Origin of the sequence: Kosakonia sp. LAM2021 (genome assembly GCF_016620385.1) — a bacterium.
Taxonomy (GTDB): domain Bacteria; phylum Pseudomonadota; class Gammaproteobacteria; order Enterobacterales; family Enterobacteriaceae; genus Kosakonia; species Kosakonia sacchari.
The window spans coordinates 41,911-59,090 of record NZ_JAENHT010000002.1 but is presented as its reverse complement, the minus strand read 5'-3'; the positions used below and the strand labels follow the sequence as shown (position 1 = coordinate 59,090).

Annotated in this window: 17 protein-coding genes and 1 other annotated feature; of the genes, 9 read left to right on the top strand and 8 right to left on the bottom strand. The window is 54.1% G+C overall.

The window, feature by feature from the left end; translation table 11 throughout:
- Positions 1-32 precede the first annotated feature (32 nt).
- Positions 33-461: a small heat shock chaperone IbpB gene (ibpB, locus tag JKP81_RS06730; RefSeq protein ID WP_200551111.1), complete on the bottom strand. Its 429-nt coding sequence runs from the start codon at positions 459-461 to the stop codon at positions 33-35.
- 110 nt (positions 462-571) lie between these two features.
- Positions 572-985: a small heat shock chaperone IbpA gene (gene ibpA, locus JKP81_RS06725; protein WP_017458080.1), complete on the bottom strand. Its 414-nt coding sequence runs from the start codon at positions 983-985 to the stop codon at positions 572-574.
- Positions 979-1,054: a sequence feature (ROSE (Repression Of Heat Shock gene Expression) occurs in the 5'-region of heat shock genes and acts as an RNA thermometer to modulate expression.), on the bottom strand. It overlaps the preceding gene by 7 nt.
- Before the next feature lie 242 nt (positions 1,055-1,296).
- Here ibpA and JKP81_RS06720 point away from each other — a divergent pair.
- The gene (locus JKP81_RS06720) at positions 1,297-1,623 is read left to right on the top strand and encodes a YceK/YidQ family lipoprotein (protein WP_200551110.1); all 327 of its coding nucleotides are present in this window, start codon (positions 1,297-1,299) and stop codon (positions 1,621-1,623) included.
- 1 nt (position 1,624) lies between these two features.
- On the opposite strand, the gene JKP81_RS06715 is transcribed toward JKP81_RS06720, so the two are convergent.
- Complete coding sequence (locus JKP81_RS06715; protein WP_200551109.1) at positions 1,625-2,851, bottom strand: DUF3748 domain-containing protein; 1,227 nt, start codon at positions 2,849-2,851, stop codon at positions 1,625-1,627.
- 124 nt (positions 2,852-2,975) lie between these two features.
- Between JKP81_RS06715 and JKP81_RS06710 the strand changes: the two genes are divergently transcribed.
- Positions 2,976-4,064, top strand: coding sequence for an FAD-binding protein (locus JKP81_RS06710; RefSeq protein ID WP_200551108.1), 1,089 nt, complete (start codon positions 2,976-2,978; stop codon positions 4,062-4,064).
- A gap of 21 nt (positions 4,065-4,085) precedes the next feature.
- Here the strand turns inward: JKP81_RS06710 and yidA are convergent, their stop codons facing one another.
- From yidA to dnaA, 5 genes are all read right to left on the bottom strand, one after another.
- Entirely contained in the window at positions 4,086-4,898 is an 813-nt protein-coding gene (gene yidA / locus JKP81_RS06705) for a sugar-phosphatase (protein ID WP_200551107.1), read from the bottom strand.
- Between the two features lie 151 nt (positions 4,899-5,049).
- A complete protein-coding gene (gene gyrB / locus JKP81_RS06700) occupies positions 5,050-7,464 on the bottom strand; it encodes a DNA topoisomerase (ATP-hydrolyzing) subunit B (protein ID WP_200551106.1) in 2,415 nt (804 codons plus the stop codon).
- Positions 7,465-7,492: 28 nt separating this feature from the next.
- Positions 7,493-8,566: a DNA replication/repair protein RecF gene (recF, locus tag JKP81_RS06695; protein ID WP_017458074.1), complete on the bottom strand. Its 1,074-nt coding sequence runs from the start codon at positions 8,564-8,566 to the stop codon at positions 7,493-7,495.
- 146 nt (positions 8,567-8,712) lie between these two features.
- The gene (dnaN, locus tag JKP81_RS06690; RefSeq protein WP_065369723.1) at positions 8,713-9,813 is read right to left on the bottom strand and encodes a DNA polymerase III subunit beta; all 1,101 of its coding nucleotides are present in this window, start codon (positions 9,811-9,813) and stop codon (positions 8,713-8,715) included.
- 4 nt (positions 9,814-9,817) lie between these two features.
- The gene (gene dnaA, locus JKP81_RS06685) at positions 9,818-11,215 is read right to left on the bottom strand and encodes a chromosomal replication initiator protein DnaA (RefSeq protein WP_017458072.1); all 1,398 of its coding nucleotides are present in this window, start codon (positions 11,213-11,215) and stop codon (positions 9,818-9,820) included.
- Positions 11,216-11,821: 606 nt separating this feature from the next.
- Here dnaA and rpmH point away from each other — a divergent pair.
- From rpmH to JKP81_RS06650, 7 genes are all read left to right on the top strand, one after another.
- Complete coding sequence (rpmH, locus tag JKP81_RS06680; RefSeq protein ID WP_000831330.1) at positions 11,822-11,962, top strand: 50S ribosomal protein L34; 141 nt, start codon at positions 11,822-11,824, stop codon at positions 11,960-11,962.
- A 16-nt stretch (positions 11,963-11,978) separates the two neighbouring features.
- Positions 11,979-12,338, top strand: a complete 360-nt coding sequence (rnpA, locus tag JKP81_RS06675) for a ribonuclease P protein component (RefSeq protein WP_200551105.1) — start codon at positions 11,979-11,981, stop codon at positions 12,336-12,338.
- Positions 12,302-12,559, top strand: coding sequence for a membrane protein insertion efficiency factor YidD (gene yidD, locus JKP81_RS06670; RefSeq protein ID WP_017458070.1), 258 nt, complete (start codon positions 12,302-12,304; stop codon positions 12,557-12,559). The genes rnpA and yidD overlap by 37 nt, the downstream gene beginning before the upstream one ends.
- 2 nt (positions 12,560-12,561) lie before the next feature.
- Positions 12,562-14,208: a membrane protein insertase YidC gene (yidC, locus tag JKP81_RS06665; RefSeq protein ID WP_065369724.1), complete on the top strand. Its 1,647-nt coding sequence runs from the start codon at positions 12,562-12,564 to the stop codon at positions 14,206-14,208.
- A gap of 72 nt (positions 14,209-14,280) precedes the next feature.
- Positions 14,281-15,645: a tRNA uridine-5-carboxymethylaminomethyl(34) synthesis GTPase MnmE gene (mnmE, locus tag JKP81_RS06660; protein WP_200551104.1), complete on the top strand. Its 1,365-nt coding sequence runs from the start codon at positions 14,281-14,283 to the stop codon at positions 15,643-15,645.
- A 197-nt stretch (positions 15,646-15,842) separates the two neighbouring features.
- The gene (locus JKP81_RS06655; RefSeq protein ID WP_017458067.1) at positions 15,843-16,586 is read left to right on the top strand and encodes a 4'-phosphopantetheinyl transferase superfamily protein; all 744 of its coding nucleotides are present in this window, start codon (positions 15,843-15,845) and stop codon (positions 16,584-16,586) included.
- Between the two features lie 19 nt (positions 16,587-16,605).
- A complete protein-coding gene (locus JKP81_RS06650; RefSeq protein WP_200551103.1) occupies positions 16,606-17,172 on the top strand; it encodes an NADPH-dependent FMN reductase in 567 nt (188 codons plus the stop codon).
- Positions 17,173-17,180: the final 8 nt, after the last annotated feature.

Genomic DNA, 17,180 nt, shown 5'->3' with positions numbered 1-17,180 from the left:
CTCCGCATGCGGAGCCTTTTCGTTATTGACCGTTAGCTGTTTAACGCCGGGCGATTGCTGATGGCAATACGCTGTGGCGCGGCGCTTTCCGGTACGTTACGCAACAGATCGATATGCAGCAGGCCGTTGGTGAAGGTCGCGCCGGAGACTTCCATATAGTCGGCCAGCGTAAAGCTCAGGCTAAACGGCTGGATCACCAGCCCCTGATGCAGCCATTTCGGCTCGTTAGCCGGTTTTTCCGGCGTACCTTTAACGGTTAAGCGCCCATTTTCCAGCTGGATATCCAGTTCTTCCTGGCGAAAACCCGCCAGCGCGAGGGTAATGCGGTAGTGATTGTCATCACCCTTCTCAATGTTGTAGGGCGGAAATGCCTGTTGCTCACTGGTGGTTTGCAGGGCGTTAGCCAGTTTGTCGAAGCCGATCCATTGACGCAGCAGCGGGGATAAATCGTAGTTACGCATTGTGTTTCTCCTTCTAAGAAGCGAGTGAATACCTGCGAGCGCGTAAGCTCACATATGCTCCCTGTCGGCGAGCATGTTTGGGACGGGCCGCCAGTCGCGACCCTGCATAATTAGTTAATTTCGATACGACGCGGTTTTTTCTCTTCCGGGATCACGCGTTCTAAATCGACATACAGCAGGCCGTTGACCAGATTGGCGCCTTTCACGTGGATATTTTCCGCCAACTGGAATTTGCGCTCGAAGTTGCGTTCGGCGATGCCCTGATAGAGATAAGTGCGCTCTTTTTGTTCGTCGGTATGGGAACCTTTCACCACCAGCAGGTTGTCCTGGGCGGTGATTTCCAGCTCGCTTTCAGCGAAACCGGCCACAGCAATAGCGATGCGATAGTGGTTTTCATCCACTAACTCGACGTTGTACGGAGGGTAACCGCCATTGCTCTGGTTCTGGTTGTTTTCCAGCAGGTTAAACAGACGGTCAAAACCAATGGCTGAACGATAAAGCGGGGAAAGATCGAAGTTACGCATAGTTAAAGCTCCTGAAATCAGCGAGATTTTTATGCCTTCCACAATGGACAGGCAACTAACGTAGCCGAACACCCTTCCGGCATGTTCCCGGGCTACATTCCTAAAATGTGGCTGAAGGAGAGGTTTTCAAGCCCACAATTTGGACTTTTTTTTGCACTTTCTGGCACAACGCATAGACTGGGGTTGCAGCACAAATGGTTAAAGTGCGAATGCCGCCACAGAGCGGAGCTCGAATGCTGTCGCTTTCTCGTTCGGGGGGCTATAACCCCCCGGATAGCATTCAAACAATAAACAACGATGACAAATCGAAAATGAAAACGATTCTGATAGTTTCTGCATTGCTCAGCGGGATGGTGTTGTCGGGATGTTCAAGCGTGATGTCGCATACTGGCGGCAAAGAGGGGACCTACCCCGGCACACGCGCCAGTTCGGCGATGCTGTCTGATGATGACACCGGCATAGGCACGAAATCGCTGGTGGTGCTGGATATGCCCTTTACCGCCATCCTGGATACGCTGTTGCTGCCGTGGGATCTTTTCCGCCGCGATAATTCTCTTAAATCGCGGGTGGAGCAGAGCGAGAAAGCCGCGCTGGCGACCGATTCGGTGATCCCACCCGCGCCCATGCCGGCGCATTAAATTACCAGCCGGTTTCCGTCATCCATAGCTGGCGGAAACCGTCCACCTCTTCCATCCAGGCAATCTGCTTACCATCCGGTGAAAACACGACCGCATCAGCCGACGGCGGGTTTGCATGATCGGCGCTCAAAAAGGTGATATCGCCATGCTGCGCATCGCATATAGCGAGGCGATTTTCCAGCACAAACCCCAGCGCCTCGCCGGAAGGATGCCAGTTAAAGGCTGACTGAATTCCGTGTGTGGTATGCGTTAACTGGCGCGGTTCACCGCCGTCCGGGCTTATCAGCCACAATTGCACAGTGCCATTGTCGTCACGCATCAGAAAGGCGATTGCCGTGGCCTGCGGATTGCTGCGCACCCAGTGACGCGGCACATTCACTAATCCTGGGTAGCAGCGGTGATGGGTAAACGTCAGGCGTTTTTGCATCACACCTTTTGGCGGCGCAGGAAGGGTTTGTTCGCTGCCCGCCAGCGGCGTATCACCCGGTGTTTTCCAGCCCAGCTCATCGCCGGGAAGCGCAACAATAAACAACTCCGGCACTTTTTCACCGCTGAGCGATAAGGTATCGCCGATAAACGCCAGACGCAGGTTACCCACCCAACCCTCTTCATAGGCGCGATTGATCTCATCGCTGCCCGGTTGCGGCACGGGCGTCGTGCGGCTGACCAAAACACTCCAGTGGCTTCCGCCATATTCGCGTGGATGCGTACAAGGCGGCGTTACCGGGCCAAACGGCACCGCAACGCCGACATTGCGTAAATCCAGGGCCGGATCGCGCGCGTGCAATACATGGTCGTTATATGTGAAGCTCACAAACTCGCCATTCGGGCTGAACACATGCACATGTGTGCCGCCGCGCAACGCACCGGGCGTGTAAGGCGCGGTAATGTCCAGCGCATCAAGATTACGGGCAATACCGTTTGCCAATACCACGCCGCGCCGATGGTGAAAATCATACTGCCAGCTGGCATCCGGGTTTTCCGGGCCGTGGATAAAAACATACTCTTGCGCCCGAGGGTTCACCGTCACCACCCCGACATGCGCATCGTGTGTTGCGGTATACAGCACCTCAACATCACCGTTGCGCACATTGACCCGCTCAATGGTTTTACCGGTAAACGATGCGCCAGAAGGACGAACATCAAAAACCAGCCACTGGCTGTCCGCCGTCCAGGTGTTGATATTGGTAAGTTGATGATTGCGTGGGGCAAAGGTGAGCTGTTTCATGGAAAGACCCTAAAGCCATAATGTCGCCTCAGGGTATCGCAATGCGCGGGATCCGCCTACTCTGCACTTCACGGTCACTTCACAGACTCGGTTTAGCCTTCCTCGCTCAACACAGGAGGAAAAAATGCAGCATTTTGACGTGGCAATAATCGGTCTGGGGCCAGCAGGCGCAGCGCTGGCGCGGCAGTTAGCCGGGAACCTGAGCGTTATCGCACTGGATAAAAAGCAGCAGCAGGGCAATCGCGGCTTTAAAAAACCTTGCGGTGGGCTGCTGGCACCCGATGCGCAGCGGGCGTTTATCCGTGCAGGTATTACGCTTCCGGTGCAGGTGATGGCCGATCCGCAGATTTTTAGCGTGCGTACGGTCGATGTGCAAAGTGGCATTACGCGAAACTATCAGCGCAGCTATCTGAATATCGATCGCCATGCGTTTGATTTATGGATGAAATCGTTGATTCCACCCTCGGTCAACGTTTACCACGATGCGCTGTGCCGAAAAATCTGGCGCGAAAACGATCTCTGGCATCTGACATTTTGCGCCGAAGGTGCGGAATCCACTGTGTCATGCCGCCATCTGGTGGGTGCAGACGGCGCAAATTCGATGGTGAGGCGGGTTATCTATCCGGCGCATGAAATTCGTAAATATGTCGCGCTGCAACAGTGGCTTAAAGACCGACATCCACAGCCGTTCTACTCCTGCGTTTTTGATAACGCGACCACCGATTGTTACGCGTGGAGCATCAGCAAGGAGGGCTACTTTATTTTCGGCTGCGCGTTTGCGTTGAAAAACAGCCGTGAAAATTTTGAGGCGCTGAAAACGCGGCTGGAAGCGTTTGATTTCCGCTTCGGCGAAGTGGTGAAAAGCGAGAAATGTACGGTGTTATGCCCGTCGCGCTGGGGTGATTTTGTCTGTGGAGAAGATAATGCCTTTTTGATTGGTGAAGCGGCTGGTTTTATCAGCGCCAGCTCGCTCGAAGGCATCAGTTATGCGCTGGATAGCGCCGAAATACTCAGCGGCGTGCTTTGTAGTACGCCGGACAATGCGAATACCGTCTATCGCCGAAAAACGCGAGGATTACGCGTAAAACTGCTGGGAAAAATCATCAAAAATCGCATTCTGACCACACCATGGTTACGCAAATGGATCATGAAAAGCGGTGTTGCGCATATCCCACTGACCGCAGAAAAACCGACAACCGCAGCAAGGGCGTAGCGCCCTTGCGCATGTTACGGCTTAGTTCAGCGCAAATTTCTCAATCGCGTAGGCAACGCCGTCTTCCAGGTTCGATTTGGTGACAAAATTCGCCGCCTCTTTCACCGAGGGAATGGCGTTATCCATTGCCACGCCAACGCCGGCGTATTCAATCATCGCGATGTCATTTTCCTGATCGCCAATCGCCATAATCTCCTCTTGTTTGATATTCAGCGCATCGGCCAGCGATTTAACGCCGGTGCCTTTGTTTACGCGTTTATCGAGGATTTCGAGGAAGTACGGCGCGCTTTTCAGCACGGTATATTTCTCTTTCACTTCCTGCGGAATACGGGCAATGGCCTGATCGAGAATGGTTGGCTCATCAATCATCATCACTTTCAGCAACTGGATTGCCGGATCCATTTTTTCCGCTTCACAGAACACCAATGGAATGGTGGCGACGTAAGATTCATGCACGGTGTAATAACTGATGTCGCGGTTAGCAGTGTAGAGTGTGTTGCGATCCAGCGCGTGAAAGTGGGAGCCCACTTCGCGGGAGAGTTTTTCCAGATAGCGATAATCATCATAGCTCAGCGCAGTTTGCGCGACGGTGCTGCCATCGCTGGCATTCTGTACCAGTGCGCCGTTATAGGTAATGCAATAATCCCCTTCCCGTTCCATATGCAGCTCTTTCATGTAGCTGTGTACGCCCGCGTAAGGCCGGCCGGTGGTCAGCACCACGTTAATACCGCGTTCGCGCGCAGCGGCGATCGCGTTTTTAACTGCGGGAGAGATGGTGTGGTCCGGCAGCAGCAGCGTGCCGTCCATATCGATTGCAATAAGTTTGATAGCCATGAGATCCCCAGATGAGATATTTCCAGGCTCATGCTAACGCGATTCCGCTCAAAAAACAGCACGGAGATGGTGGGAAAAGGGGGATAGAAACGGGGCGGGAAGTGCCTCTTTTCGATTTTCCCCTCTCCGGATGGAGAGGGGAAACAGCGGATCAGATATCGATATTCGCCGCTTTCAGGGCGTTTTCTTCGATAAAGGCACGGCGCGGTTCAACCGCATCGCCCATCAGCGTGGTGAACAGCTGGTCTGCAGCAATCGCGTCTTTAACGGTCACGCGCAGCATACGGCGGCTGTCCGGATCCATCGTGGTTTCCCACAGCTGATCCGGGTTCATTTCGCCCAGACCTTTATAACGCTGGATAGCGAGACCACGGCGGGACTCTTTCACCAGCCAGTCCAGCGCCTGCTCGAAGCTGGCAACCGGCTGACGGCGCTCGCCGCGTTCGATAAAGGCGTCTTCTTCGATCAGACCACGCAGCTTTTCACCCAACGCGCAGAGACGACGGTATTCGCCACCGACAACAAACTCGTTATCCAGCGGATAATCCGTGTCGACGCCGTGAGTACGTACACGAATAATCGGCTCGAAGTGGTTCAGCTCGCTATTAACACGCACATCGTACTTCCACTGGCTACCGTGCTGCTCTTTTTCGTTAAGCTCAGTAACCAGGGCATTGACCCAGCGAGTCACTTTCTGTTCGTCGGAAAGGTCGGCTTCGGCCAGCGTCGGCTGATACACCAGCTCTTTCAGCAGCGCGCGCGGGAAACGGCGCTCCATGCGACCAATCATTTTCTGCACCGCGTTGTACTCAGAGACGAGTTTTTCCAGCGGCTCACCGGCTAACGCAGGCGCGCTGGCGTTGGTATGCAGGGTTGCGCCATCAAGCGCGATAGCGATCTGGTATTGATCCATCGCTTCATCATCTTTGATGTACTGCTCCTGCTTGCCTTTCTTCACTTTGTACAGCGGCGGCTGCGCAATGTAGACATGGCCGCGCTCAACGATTTCCGGCATCTGACGGTAGAAGAATGTCAGCAGCAGCGTACGGATGTGCGAACCATCGACGTCCGCATCGGTCATGATGATGATGCTGTGATAACGCAGTTTATCCGGGTTGTACTCATCACGACCGATGCCGCAGCCCAGCGCCGTAATAAGCGTCGCCACTTCCTGCGAAGAGAGCATCTTGTCGAAACGCGCTTTCTCAACGTTCAGGATTTTGCCTTTCAGCGGCAGAATCGCCTGGTTTTTACGGTTACGGCCCTGCTTCGCAGAACCGCCCGCGGAGTCCCCTTCCACCAGGTAGAGTTCGGACAACGCCGGGTCGCGCTCCTGGCAATCTGCCAGTTTGCCTGGCAAGCCGGCAAGATCCAGCGCGCCTTTACGGCGGGTCATTTCACGCGCTTTACGTGCCGCTTCACGCGCACGTGCTGCGTCGATAATTTTGCCTACCACGATTTTCGCGTCGGACGGGTTTTCCAGCAGGTATTCATTGAGCAGTTCGTTCATCTGCTGTTCTACCGCTGTTTTCACCTCGGAAGAAACCAGTTTATCTTTGGTCTGCGAGGAGAATTTCGGGTCCGGCACTTTCACAGACACCACCGCAATCAGGCCTTCACGGGCATCGTCGCCGGTGGCGCTGACTTTGGCTTTCTTGCTGTAGCCCTCTTTATCCATATAGGCATTCAGCGTACGGGTCATCGCCGCGCGGAAGCCTGCAAGGTGAGTGCCGCCATCGCGCTGCGGAATGTTGTTGGTAAAGCAGTAGATGTTTTCCTGGAAACCATCGTTCCATTGCAGCGCAACTTCGACGCCGATACCGTCTTTTTCGGTGGAGAAATAGAAGATATTCGGGTGGATCGGCGTTTTGTTCTTGTTGAGGTATTCAACAAACGCCTTGATGCCGCCTTCGTAATGGAAGTGATCTTCTTTGCCATCGCGCTTGTCACGCAGGCGAATAGACACACCAGAGTTCAGGAATGACAGTTCACGCAGGCGCTTCGCCAGAATCTCATATTCGAATTCAATAACGTTGGTAAACGTTTCATAGCTCGGCCAGAAACGCACCATCGTCCCGGTTTTTTCGGTATCGCCGGTAACCGCCAGCGGTGCCTGCGGAACGCCATGCTCATAAATCTGGCGGTGAATTTTGTTATCGCGCTGGATAACCAGCTCCAGTTTCTGCGACAGGGCGTTAACCACGGAAACACCCACGCCGTGCAGGCCACCGGAAACTTTATAGGAGTTATCGTCGAACTTACCGCCTGCGTGCAGAACGGTCATGATCACTTCCGCCGCGGAAACACCCTCTTCCGGGTGAATACCGGTCGGAATACCACGGCCATCATCCTGTACGGAGACGGAGTTATCGCTATGAATAGTGACGATAATATCTTTACAGTACCCTGCGAGCGCTTCGTCGATAGCGTTATCTACCACCTCGAATACCATGTGGTGCAGACCGGTGCCGTCATCCGTATCGCCGATATACATGCCCGGGCGCTTACGTACCGCATCCAGCCCTTTCAGGACTTTGATACTGGAGGAGTCATAAGAATTCGACATCAACGTTTCTCGCTCATTTAATCTTGGGTTAATCCGTTATTTTACCCTTTTCCACGGTGAACATCTTCGAATTTTTGTCCGACATGTCCATCACGTGATCAGCGCTGATAGCGCTGACGAAAACCTGCGACTGCGTCGCTTTTAAGCGGCTGGCTAACAGCCCGCGCTTCGCGTCATCAAGTTCTGAGGCAAAATCATCTATCAGGTATAAACAGCGTCGTCCGCTCTCGCGCGTTAAAAACTCGCCCTGCGCCAGACGCAGCGCGCACATGAGGAGTTTTAGCTGCCCGCGCGACAGCGTATCTTCTACCGGCGCGCCGTCCGCACGAATGCGGAAATCCGCCTTGTGCGGGCCGTGCGCGGTGTAGGTCAGCATGCGATCGCGCTCAAAATTGCGCTCCAGCACGTCGCCATAGTCCGTCTCTTTCTCCCAGCCACGCTGAAAAGAGAAGGTGAGAGAGAACTCCGGCAAAAATTGTTGGCAGGTATCCGCCATATCTTCAGCGATAGCGGTGCTGTATTCCGCACGCCAGCGGCTGATTTGCTCGGCCAGCGGGATAAGTTCTTTGTCCCACGGACGAAGCTGCGCGTAGTGGCTCACCTGGCGCAACGCGGCGTTACGCTGTTTCAGCAAACGCTTGAGATTGCTCCAGGCGGTGAAAAAACCGGTTTCGTTGTGAAAGCATCCCCAGTCAAGGAACGCTCTTCGGTATTTGGGGCCGCCGTTGAGTAAAGTAAACCCCTCAGGCGTGATCAGCTGCATCGGCATCAGCAGCGCCAGCTCCGCGACTTTGTGGCCGTCGGTGCCATCAATGCGCACTTTGCTGTCGCCGAGCTTGTCTTTGGTCAGGCCAATCGCCGTTTCCCGCTCTTCGCCCTGTAAACGCCCGTGCAGCACAAAAGATTCCTGCTCATGGCGTATCACACGACCGATTTGCAAACTGCGAAACGCCCGCCCATGTCCGAGCGTATAGATCGCTTCCAGCACGCTGGTTTTGCCGCTGCCGTTAGCACCAACCAGAAAATTAAAACCAGGGGAGAGCGCGAGATCCGCATTCTCGATGTTACGGAAGTCTTTAATAAGAAGGCGGGTCAGTGACATAGTTCAGAGCATCAGTCCAGGGGCGTGAGTGTCACAGCCAGTTCGTTTACCGCCAGCGCACAGAAAGCGGAGCGTACACGAAGTACGTGAGCATTTCGAGCACTGCCGGAAGGCGAAATGGCAAGTAAACCAGCCCCTTTTAATCACTACAAACGCATTGGCATAACAACATAGGCTGCGCTTTGACTCGCCGCATCCTCAATCTGCACACTCGAAACCGAATCCGTCAGCAGAATGCGCACATTTTCACATTTCAGCGCATTCAGTACGTCCAGCACATAGCTGACGTTAAAGCCGATCTCCATTTCGCTCCCGCCGTAGGTGACATCGAGAAACTCTTCCGCTTCTTCCTGCTCCGGGTTGTTGGCGGTGATTTTAATCTGGTTCTCACTGACATACAGACGCACGCCGCGGAATTTCTCGTTAGAGAGGATCGCTGCGCGAGCAAATGCCTGTTTCAGCGAATCGCAGCCCGCTTCGAGAGTTTTATCCGGGTTTTTCGGCAATACGCGGCGATAATCCGGGAAACGGCCGTCAACAAGCTTGGAGGTAAAAATGAAATCGCCAACGTGCGCACGGATGTTATTGCTGCCAATCTGCACGCGCAGCGGCGTATCACCGCCGTCGAGCATGCGCATCAGCTCAATCACCCCTTTACGCGGCACGATCACCGAATGGTTCGGCAACGCCTGACCAATCGGCATCGAGCAGACCGCCAGACGGTGGCCGTCAGTGGCAACCGTGCGCAACTCTTCGCCTTCGGTTTCAAACAGCATGCCGTTTAAGTAGTAACGTACATCCTGATGCGCCATCGAAAACTGTGTCGCTTCGATCAGGCGTTTCATAGTGGCCTGCGGGAGCGTGAACTCCACTTCGCTTTGCCAGTCGTCCAGATTCGGGAAATCTGCAGCAGGCAGAGTGGAAAGAGAGAAACGACTGCGCCCGGAACGGATCAACATACGCTCGCCTTCCAGCTGCACAGCGATTTCAGCGCCTTCCGGCAGACCGCGACAGATGTCGAAGAATTTACGCGCCGGTACGGTGGTCGCTCCCTGTTCATGCGGCTGGACTAATGCAAGACGCGCCACCATCTCCATTTCGAGATCGGTGCCGGTCAGCGACAACGCGCCTTCAGTAACCTGCAGCAGCAGATTACCGAGGATAGGCAACGTCGGACGTCCGCCTAGCGGGCCGCTAACCTGTTGCAGCGGCTTTAATAAGTGTTCACGTTCAACGGTAAATTTCATAGCGTCACGAAGATAATGTTCTGATTAAATTGGAAAAATCTTCTTTGATATCATGGCTTTCTTCACGCAACTGCTCAATCTTACGGCAGGCGTGCAGCACGGTAGTATGGTCGCGACCACCAAATGCATCGCCGATTTCCGGCAGACTGTGGTTGGTCAGCTCCTTCGCCAGCGCCATCGCCATCTGACGCGGGCGGGCTACCGAACGGGATCGACGCTTCGACAGCAGATCCGCTACCTTGATCTTGTAATACTCCGCCACCGTCTTTTGAATATTGTCGATGGTGACCAGTTTTTCCTGCAACGCCAGCAAATCGCGCAGCGCCTCACGGACAAAATCGATAGTAATCGCACGACCAGTAAAATTGGCGTTGGCGATAACGCGGTTCAGCGCCCCTTCCAGCTCACGCACGTTAGAGCGCAGACGCTTAGCAATAAAGAAGGCCACTTCACCCGGCAGACGAATATCGTTTTCGTCGGCCTTTTTCATCAGGATCGCGACGCGAGTTTCCAGCTCCGGCGGCTCGATCGCCACCGTTAACCCCCAGCCGAAGCGAGATTTTAGACGATCCTCAACGCCGTTGATCTCTTTTGGATAACGATCCGACGTCAAAATGATCTGCTGATTGCCTTCAAGTAAGGCATTAAAGGTGTGGAAAAACTCCTCCTGGGATCGTTCTTTATTGGCAAAGAATTGAATATCGTCGATCAGCAGGGCGTCAACGGAGCGGTAGTAGCGTTTAAACTCTTCGATCGCATTGTTTTGCAGGGCTTTTACCATGTCCTGGACAAAACGCTCGGAGTGCATATACACCACTTTAGCGTTGGGCTTTCGCGCCACAATGCCGTTACCCACCGCATGCAACAAGTGCGTTTTACCGAGACCGGTTCCGCCATATAAAAACAACGGGTTATACGCACCGCCGGGGTTATCCGCGACCTGGCGAGCCGCCGCACGAGCAAGCTGGTTAGACTTACCTTCAACGAAGTTATCAAAGGTATGTTTCACGTTAACGTTTGAGCGGTAGGTCGGTTCTGCCGGCGCCGGGACATTATCCCAGCCAGGGCGAGCTGCAGGTGCCGCACGCTGCACAACCACTTGCGCCGCCTGCGCGGGCGCAGCGACAACAGCAGGTTCTTTCAGGGTCTGGCTAACCGGGCGGGTGCCCACTTCAAAACGCAGCTGCGGAACATCCGTGCCGCAGAAGTCATTCAGCAGCCCGTTGATATTATTAAGGTATTTGTCCCTAACCCAGTCGAGGACAAAACGGTTTGGCGCATACAAAGCCAGCGTGTTATCGCTCAGTTCCGCCTGCAACGGGCGTATCCACATACTAAATTCTGTGGCTGGTAACTCATCCTGCAATCGGGCAAGACACTGCTGCCAAAGCGAAAGTGACACGGCGGACTCCACTCGAACGAAAATCGATAAATAGTAAAGACAGAAACATTAATGTTTTTTGACACACGTCGATAAGACCCAACCGGGTGACGTGCGAACCGCTATTTACGGTTTTTTGCCCTGCTCACGATCCTGGATCGCGATCGGGACCGCGGATCATAGCGTAAACCGAGGCAGAGATCTTGTGTTTCTCACAGATTCTTCACTATTTATCCACAGGGCGATTCGGAATCGGGTAAGTGTAAACGATCCGACCAGACGTGCGAGACGATTTACGCCGCATATTGGAAAATTTAATGAGTAACGCCGATTTATTGCTTAAACGATCTAATGAAGATCCTGGAGGATCCTTGCGCTTTGCTGTTGGCTCCGTATAATTCTGCCCCCGGCGCGTCTTGCTCTTCTTCGGGCGTCGAATGCTGCTTATTTTTTGTGCGGATCTGTGCAAAAATAGGAGCGCAATAAGGAAAGAGAATTGACTCCGGAGTGTACAATTATTACAATCCGGCCTCTTTAATTACCCATGGCTTGCGCGCCAGTCGTTCGATATCCGTTCAGGCATACGCAAAAGTCAGTGAATTTATTCAAGTTTAGGTAGAAACCGCCATGAAACGCACTTTTCAACCGTCTGTACTGAAGCGCAACCGTTCTCACGGCTTCCGTGCTCGTATGGCTACTAAAAATGGTCGCCAGGTTCTGGCTCGTCGTCGCGCTAAAGGCCGCGCACGTCTGACCGTTTCCAAGTAATAAAGCTAACCCCTGAGTGGTTAAGCTCGCTTTTCCCAGGGAGTTACGTTTGTTAACTCCCACTCATTTCACTTTCGTCTTCCAGCAGCCACAACGGGCTGGCACGCCGCAAATCACCATCCTCGGCCGCCTGAATTCGCTGGGGCATCCCCGTATCGGTCTTACCGTCGCCAAAAAAAACGTCAAACGCGCCCATGAACGCAATCGGATTAAACGTCTGACGCGTGAAAGTTTCCGTTTACGCCAGCATGAACTGCCGGCAATGGATTTTGTGGTGGTGGCGAAGAAAGGGGTTGCCGACCTCGATAACCGTGCTCTCTCGGAAGCGTTGGAAAAATTATGGCGCCGCCATTGTCGCCAGGCTCAAGGGTCCTGATAGCCCTCATTCGGGTCTATCAACGCCTGATTAGTCCGCTACTCGGGCCGCACTGCCGTTTCACTCCAACCTGCTCTCACTATGGAATTGAGGCATTGCGCAGGTTTGGAGTGATAAAAGGCAGTTGGTTGACAGTGAAACGCGTATTAAAATGCCACCCTTTACACCCGGGTGGAGACGATCCCGTCCCGCCAGGACCTTCTAAAACCAGAGAACACTAACGATGGATTCGCAACGCAATCTTTTTATCATCGCTTTGTTGTTCGTGTCTTTCATGATCTGGCAAACGTGGGAGAAGGATAAAAATCCTCCTCCTGCGCAGCAGCAGACCACGCAGACTACGACCACCGCAGCGGGTAACGCAGCCGACCAGGGCGTTCCGGCCAGTGGCCAGGGGAAACTGATTACGGTTAAAACCGATGTGCTCGAGCTGACCATCAACACCCGTGGTGGTGATGTTGAGCAGGCACTGCTTCCGGCTTACCCGAAAGAACTGGGTTCCAGCGAGCCGTTCCAGCTGTTGGAAACAACCCCGCAGTTTATCTATCAGGCGCAAAGCGGCCTGACAGGTCGTGATGGCCCGGATAACCCGGCGAACGGTCCACGTCCGCTGTATAACGTGGAAAAAGATGCGTTTGTGCTGGCTGATGGTCAGAACGAGCTGGCTATCCCGCTGACCTACACCGATGCGGCTGGCAATACCTTCACCAAAGTCTTCACCCTGAAACGCGGTGAATACACGGTGAACGTCGGCTATAACGTGCAGAACGCCAGCGAAAAACCGCTGGAAGTAGCAGCCTTCGGTCAGCTGAAGCAATCCATCAATTTACCGACTCATCGTGATACCGGCAGCAGCAACTTTGCGTTGCATACTTTCCGTGGCGCGGCGTACTCCACGCCAGACGCGAAGTATGAGAAATACAAATTCGACACCATCGCCGATAACGAAAACCTGAACGTCAGCTCCAATGGCGGCTGGGTTGCGATGCTGCAACAGTATTTCGCTACCGCGTGGATCCCGAACAGCAACAGTGCCAATAACTTCTACACCAGCAATCTGGGTAATGGCGTGGCCGCTATCGGCTACAAATCCCAGCCGGTGATTGTTCAGCCGGGCCAGACTACCGCGCTGAACAGCACCCTGTGGGTTGGCCCGGAGATTCAGGACAAAATGGCTGCTGCGGCACCTCACCTGGATCTGACCGTGGATTACGGCTGGTTATGGTTCATCTCTCAGCCGCTGTTCAAACTGCTGAAATGGATCCATAGCTTCCTCGGCAACTGGGGCTTCGCCATCATCGCCATCACCTTTATCGTACGTGGCATCATGTACCCGCTGACGAAAGCGCAGTACACCTCCATGGCGAAAATGCGCATGCTGCAGCCGAAAATTCAGGCGATGCGTGAGCGTTTAGGCGATGACAAGCAGCGTATGAGCCAGGAAATGATGGCGATGTACAAAGCGGAAAAAGTGAACCCGTTGGGTGGCTGTTTCCCGCTGCTGATTCAGATGCCAATCTTCCTCGCGCTGTACTACATGCTGATGGGTTCCGTTGAGTTGCGCCACGCGCCGTTCGCCCTGTGGATCCACGACTTGTCCGCGCAAGACCCGTACTACATCCTGCCGATCCTGATGGGCGTAACGATGTTCTTCATTCAGAAGATGTCGCCGACCACCGTGACCGACCCGATGCAGCAGAAGATCATGACCTTTATGCCGGTCATCTTCACGGTGTTCTTCCTGTGGTTCCCGTCAGGTCTGGTGCTGTACTATATCGTCAGCAACCTGGTGACCATTATTCAGCAGCAGCTGATTTACCGTGGTCTGGAGAAACGTGGTTTGCATAGCCGCGAGAAGAAAAGCTCCTGACAGAAAGTCATAGCTCTACGGAAGGCGGTCAACTGACCGCCTTTCTTATTTTGAGATTTCGGAAAATAAACCATGAACCACAACGACACGATTGTCGCCCAGGCAACCCCACCGGGACGCGGTGGCGTGGGCATCCTGCGTATTTCAGGCAGCAAGGCACGCGATGTAGCGCAAGCGGTGCTGGGCAAGCTCCCGAAACCGCGTTATGCCGACTATCTGCCGTTTATGGATGCCGACGGCACCGCGCTGGACCAGGGCATTGCGCTGTGGTTCCCCGGCCCGAATTCTTTCACTGGTGAAGACGTGCTGGAGCTGCAAGGCCACGGCGGCCCGGTGATCCTCGATCTGCTGTTAAAACGTATCCTGACGCTGCCTGGGCTGCGTATCGCCAATCCTGGGGAGTTCTCAGAGCGCGCATTCCTTAATGACAAGCTCGACCTGGCGCAGGCGGAGGCGATTGCTGACCTGATTGATGCCAGTTCTGAGCAAGCGGCACGTTCGGCGGTCAACTCATTACAGGGCGCGTTTTCCGCGCGCGTGAATCACCTGGTGGAAGCACTCACTCACCTGCGCATCTACGTCGAAGCGGCGATTGATTTTCCGGATGAGGAGATCGATTTCCTCTCCGATGGCAAAATCGAAGCGCAACTGAATAACGTTATCGCCGATCTGGACGCCGTACGCGCCGAAGCGCGTCAGGGTAGCCTGCTGCGCGAAGGGATGAAGGTCGTCATTGCCGGACGTCCAAATGCCGGGAAATCGAGCCTGCTGAACGCGCTGGCCGGGCGCGAAGCGGCAATCGTCACCGATATCGCCGGCACCACTCGCGACGTGCTGCGCGAACATATTCATATTGATGGTATGCCGCTGCATATCATTGATACCGCCGGGCTGCGCGAAGCCAGCGACGAAGTGGAACGCATTGGTATCGAACGCGCCTGGCAGGAGATCGAGCAAGCCGACCGTGTGCTGTTTATGGTGGATGGCACCACTACCGATGCCGTTGACCCGGCGGCGATCTGGCCTGATTTTATTGCCCGTTTACCAGCGAAACTACCGATTACCGTGGTGCGCAATAAAGCCGACGTGACTGGCGAACCGCTGGGTCTTAGTGAAGTGAATAATCACTCACTTGTTCGTCTATCGGCACGAACCGGTGAAGGTGTGGATGTGTTACGTCAGCATCTTAAACAGAGTATGGGCTTTGACACCAGCATGGAGGGCGGCTTCCTCGCGCGTCGTCGTCATTTACAAGCGCTGGAAACGGCCGCAGAGCATCTGCAACAGGGCAAAGCGCAGCTGTTAGGGGCGTGGGCGGGTGAACTGCTTGCCGAAGAGCTACGCCTTGCACAACAAAACTTAAGTGAAATCACTGGCGAATTTACCTCAGACGATTTGCTGGGGCGAATTTTCTCAAGTTTCTGTATTGGTAAGTAATGACATGGCGGCCGTTTTAACGGCCGTTTGTGTTACTACGGTGGATTTTCCTAAAGTGTTTCGGATCAGCGAAAGAAAGTGTAAATATCCCCATTAGGACTTTTCAGATGCGAATTTCCGCATTAAAACCTATGCAGTATGGGCGATAATATTGATTATCGATTCGATCAACTCAGACCATTATCACGGAGAGAAAAATGGCGACGCACTTTGCAAGAGGGATCCTGTCAGAAGGGAATCTCATCTCTACCCGGTTACCACTAGCCTGCCATGATACGGCGCGCCAGCTTCCTGAACATCGCCGCTCACGCTTTCTCGCTTCCCGCGCGTTACTCGCCGAAATGCTGTTTATGCTTTACGGCGCGAGTGAACTGCCGGAAATAGAAGTTGAGCCAAGCGGAAGACCGAGGTTTGTCGACAACAGCCTGCCGCACTTCTCACTGGCGTATGCCGGGAACATGGTCGGTGTGGCTATCACCACCGAAGGTGAATGCGGGCTGGATATGGAGCTACAGCGCGCAACGCGGAGTTTTCATAGCCCGCATGGGCATAAACACACGTTCACCAATAATGAACAGTTGTGGATCAACAACCAAAACGATGCGAACGAAGCGCAAACCCAGCTTTTGACCATACGCCAGAGCGTAATGAAGCTACTGCACCAGATGCAGGATGAGCCGGGCCAGCTACAGTTATTGCCGGGATCCGGGCGTCTTCGCGCCGCGCAGCTGTCGCAGGTGGAAGTGATGTGTGACGCGGAAGATGTGCTGATTTGGTCGGTCGCGGTGAGTCCGGCAATCGAAAGCCTGAAGATCTGGGAATTCGACAGTCAAAAAGGGTGGCGTTACCTTTCAGATGTGCAAACACGCGCTAACGATCCCGCATCCCGCTTAATGCGATTCACCAGCCTGCCTGCGGAAAAAGCCCTGATCCTTAATTAATCCCTACACAGGAGTCCTCATGTCTGCTGAACTCAAGGTTGTGACACTTCTCGGGAGCCTGCGCAAAGGCTCATTTAATGCCATGGTTGCACGCACGTTACCAAAACTCGCTCCGGCAGGAATGGAAGTGACGCCGTTGCCTTCCATTGCTGATATCCCACTGTATGACGCGGATATCCAGCAAGAAGAGGGTTTCCCGCAAAGTGTGGAAGCGATTGCGGCACAAATCCGCGCAGCGGATGGCGTGGTCATTGTGACTCCGGAGTATAACTACTCCGTGCCAGGCGGCCTGAAGAACGCCATCGACTGGCTATCGCGTCTGCCTGAGCAACCGCTGGCCGGAAAACCGGTTTTGATCCAGACCAGTTCAATGGGCGCGATTGGTGGCGCTCGCTGCCAGTATCACTTACGCCAGATCCTGGTGTTCCTGGATGCAATGGTGATGAACAAGCCGGAGTTTATGGGCGGCGTGATCCAGAACAAGGTGGATCAGCAAACGGGAGAAGTGGTCGATCAAAGCACGCTCGACCATTTGACCGGGCAGCTAACGGCTTTTGGTGATTATATTCAGCGCGTTAGGCGGTAGTAGTAAAT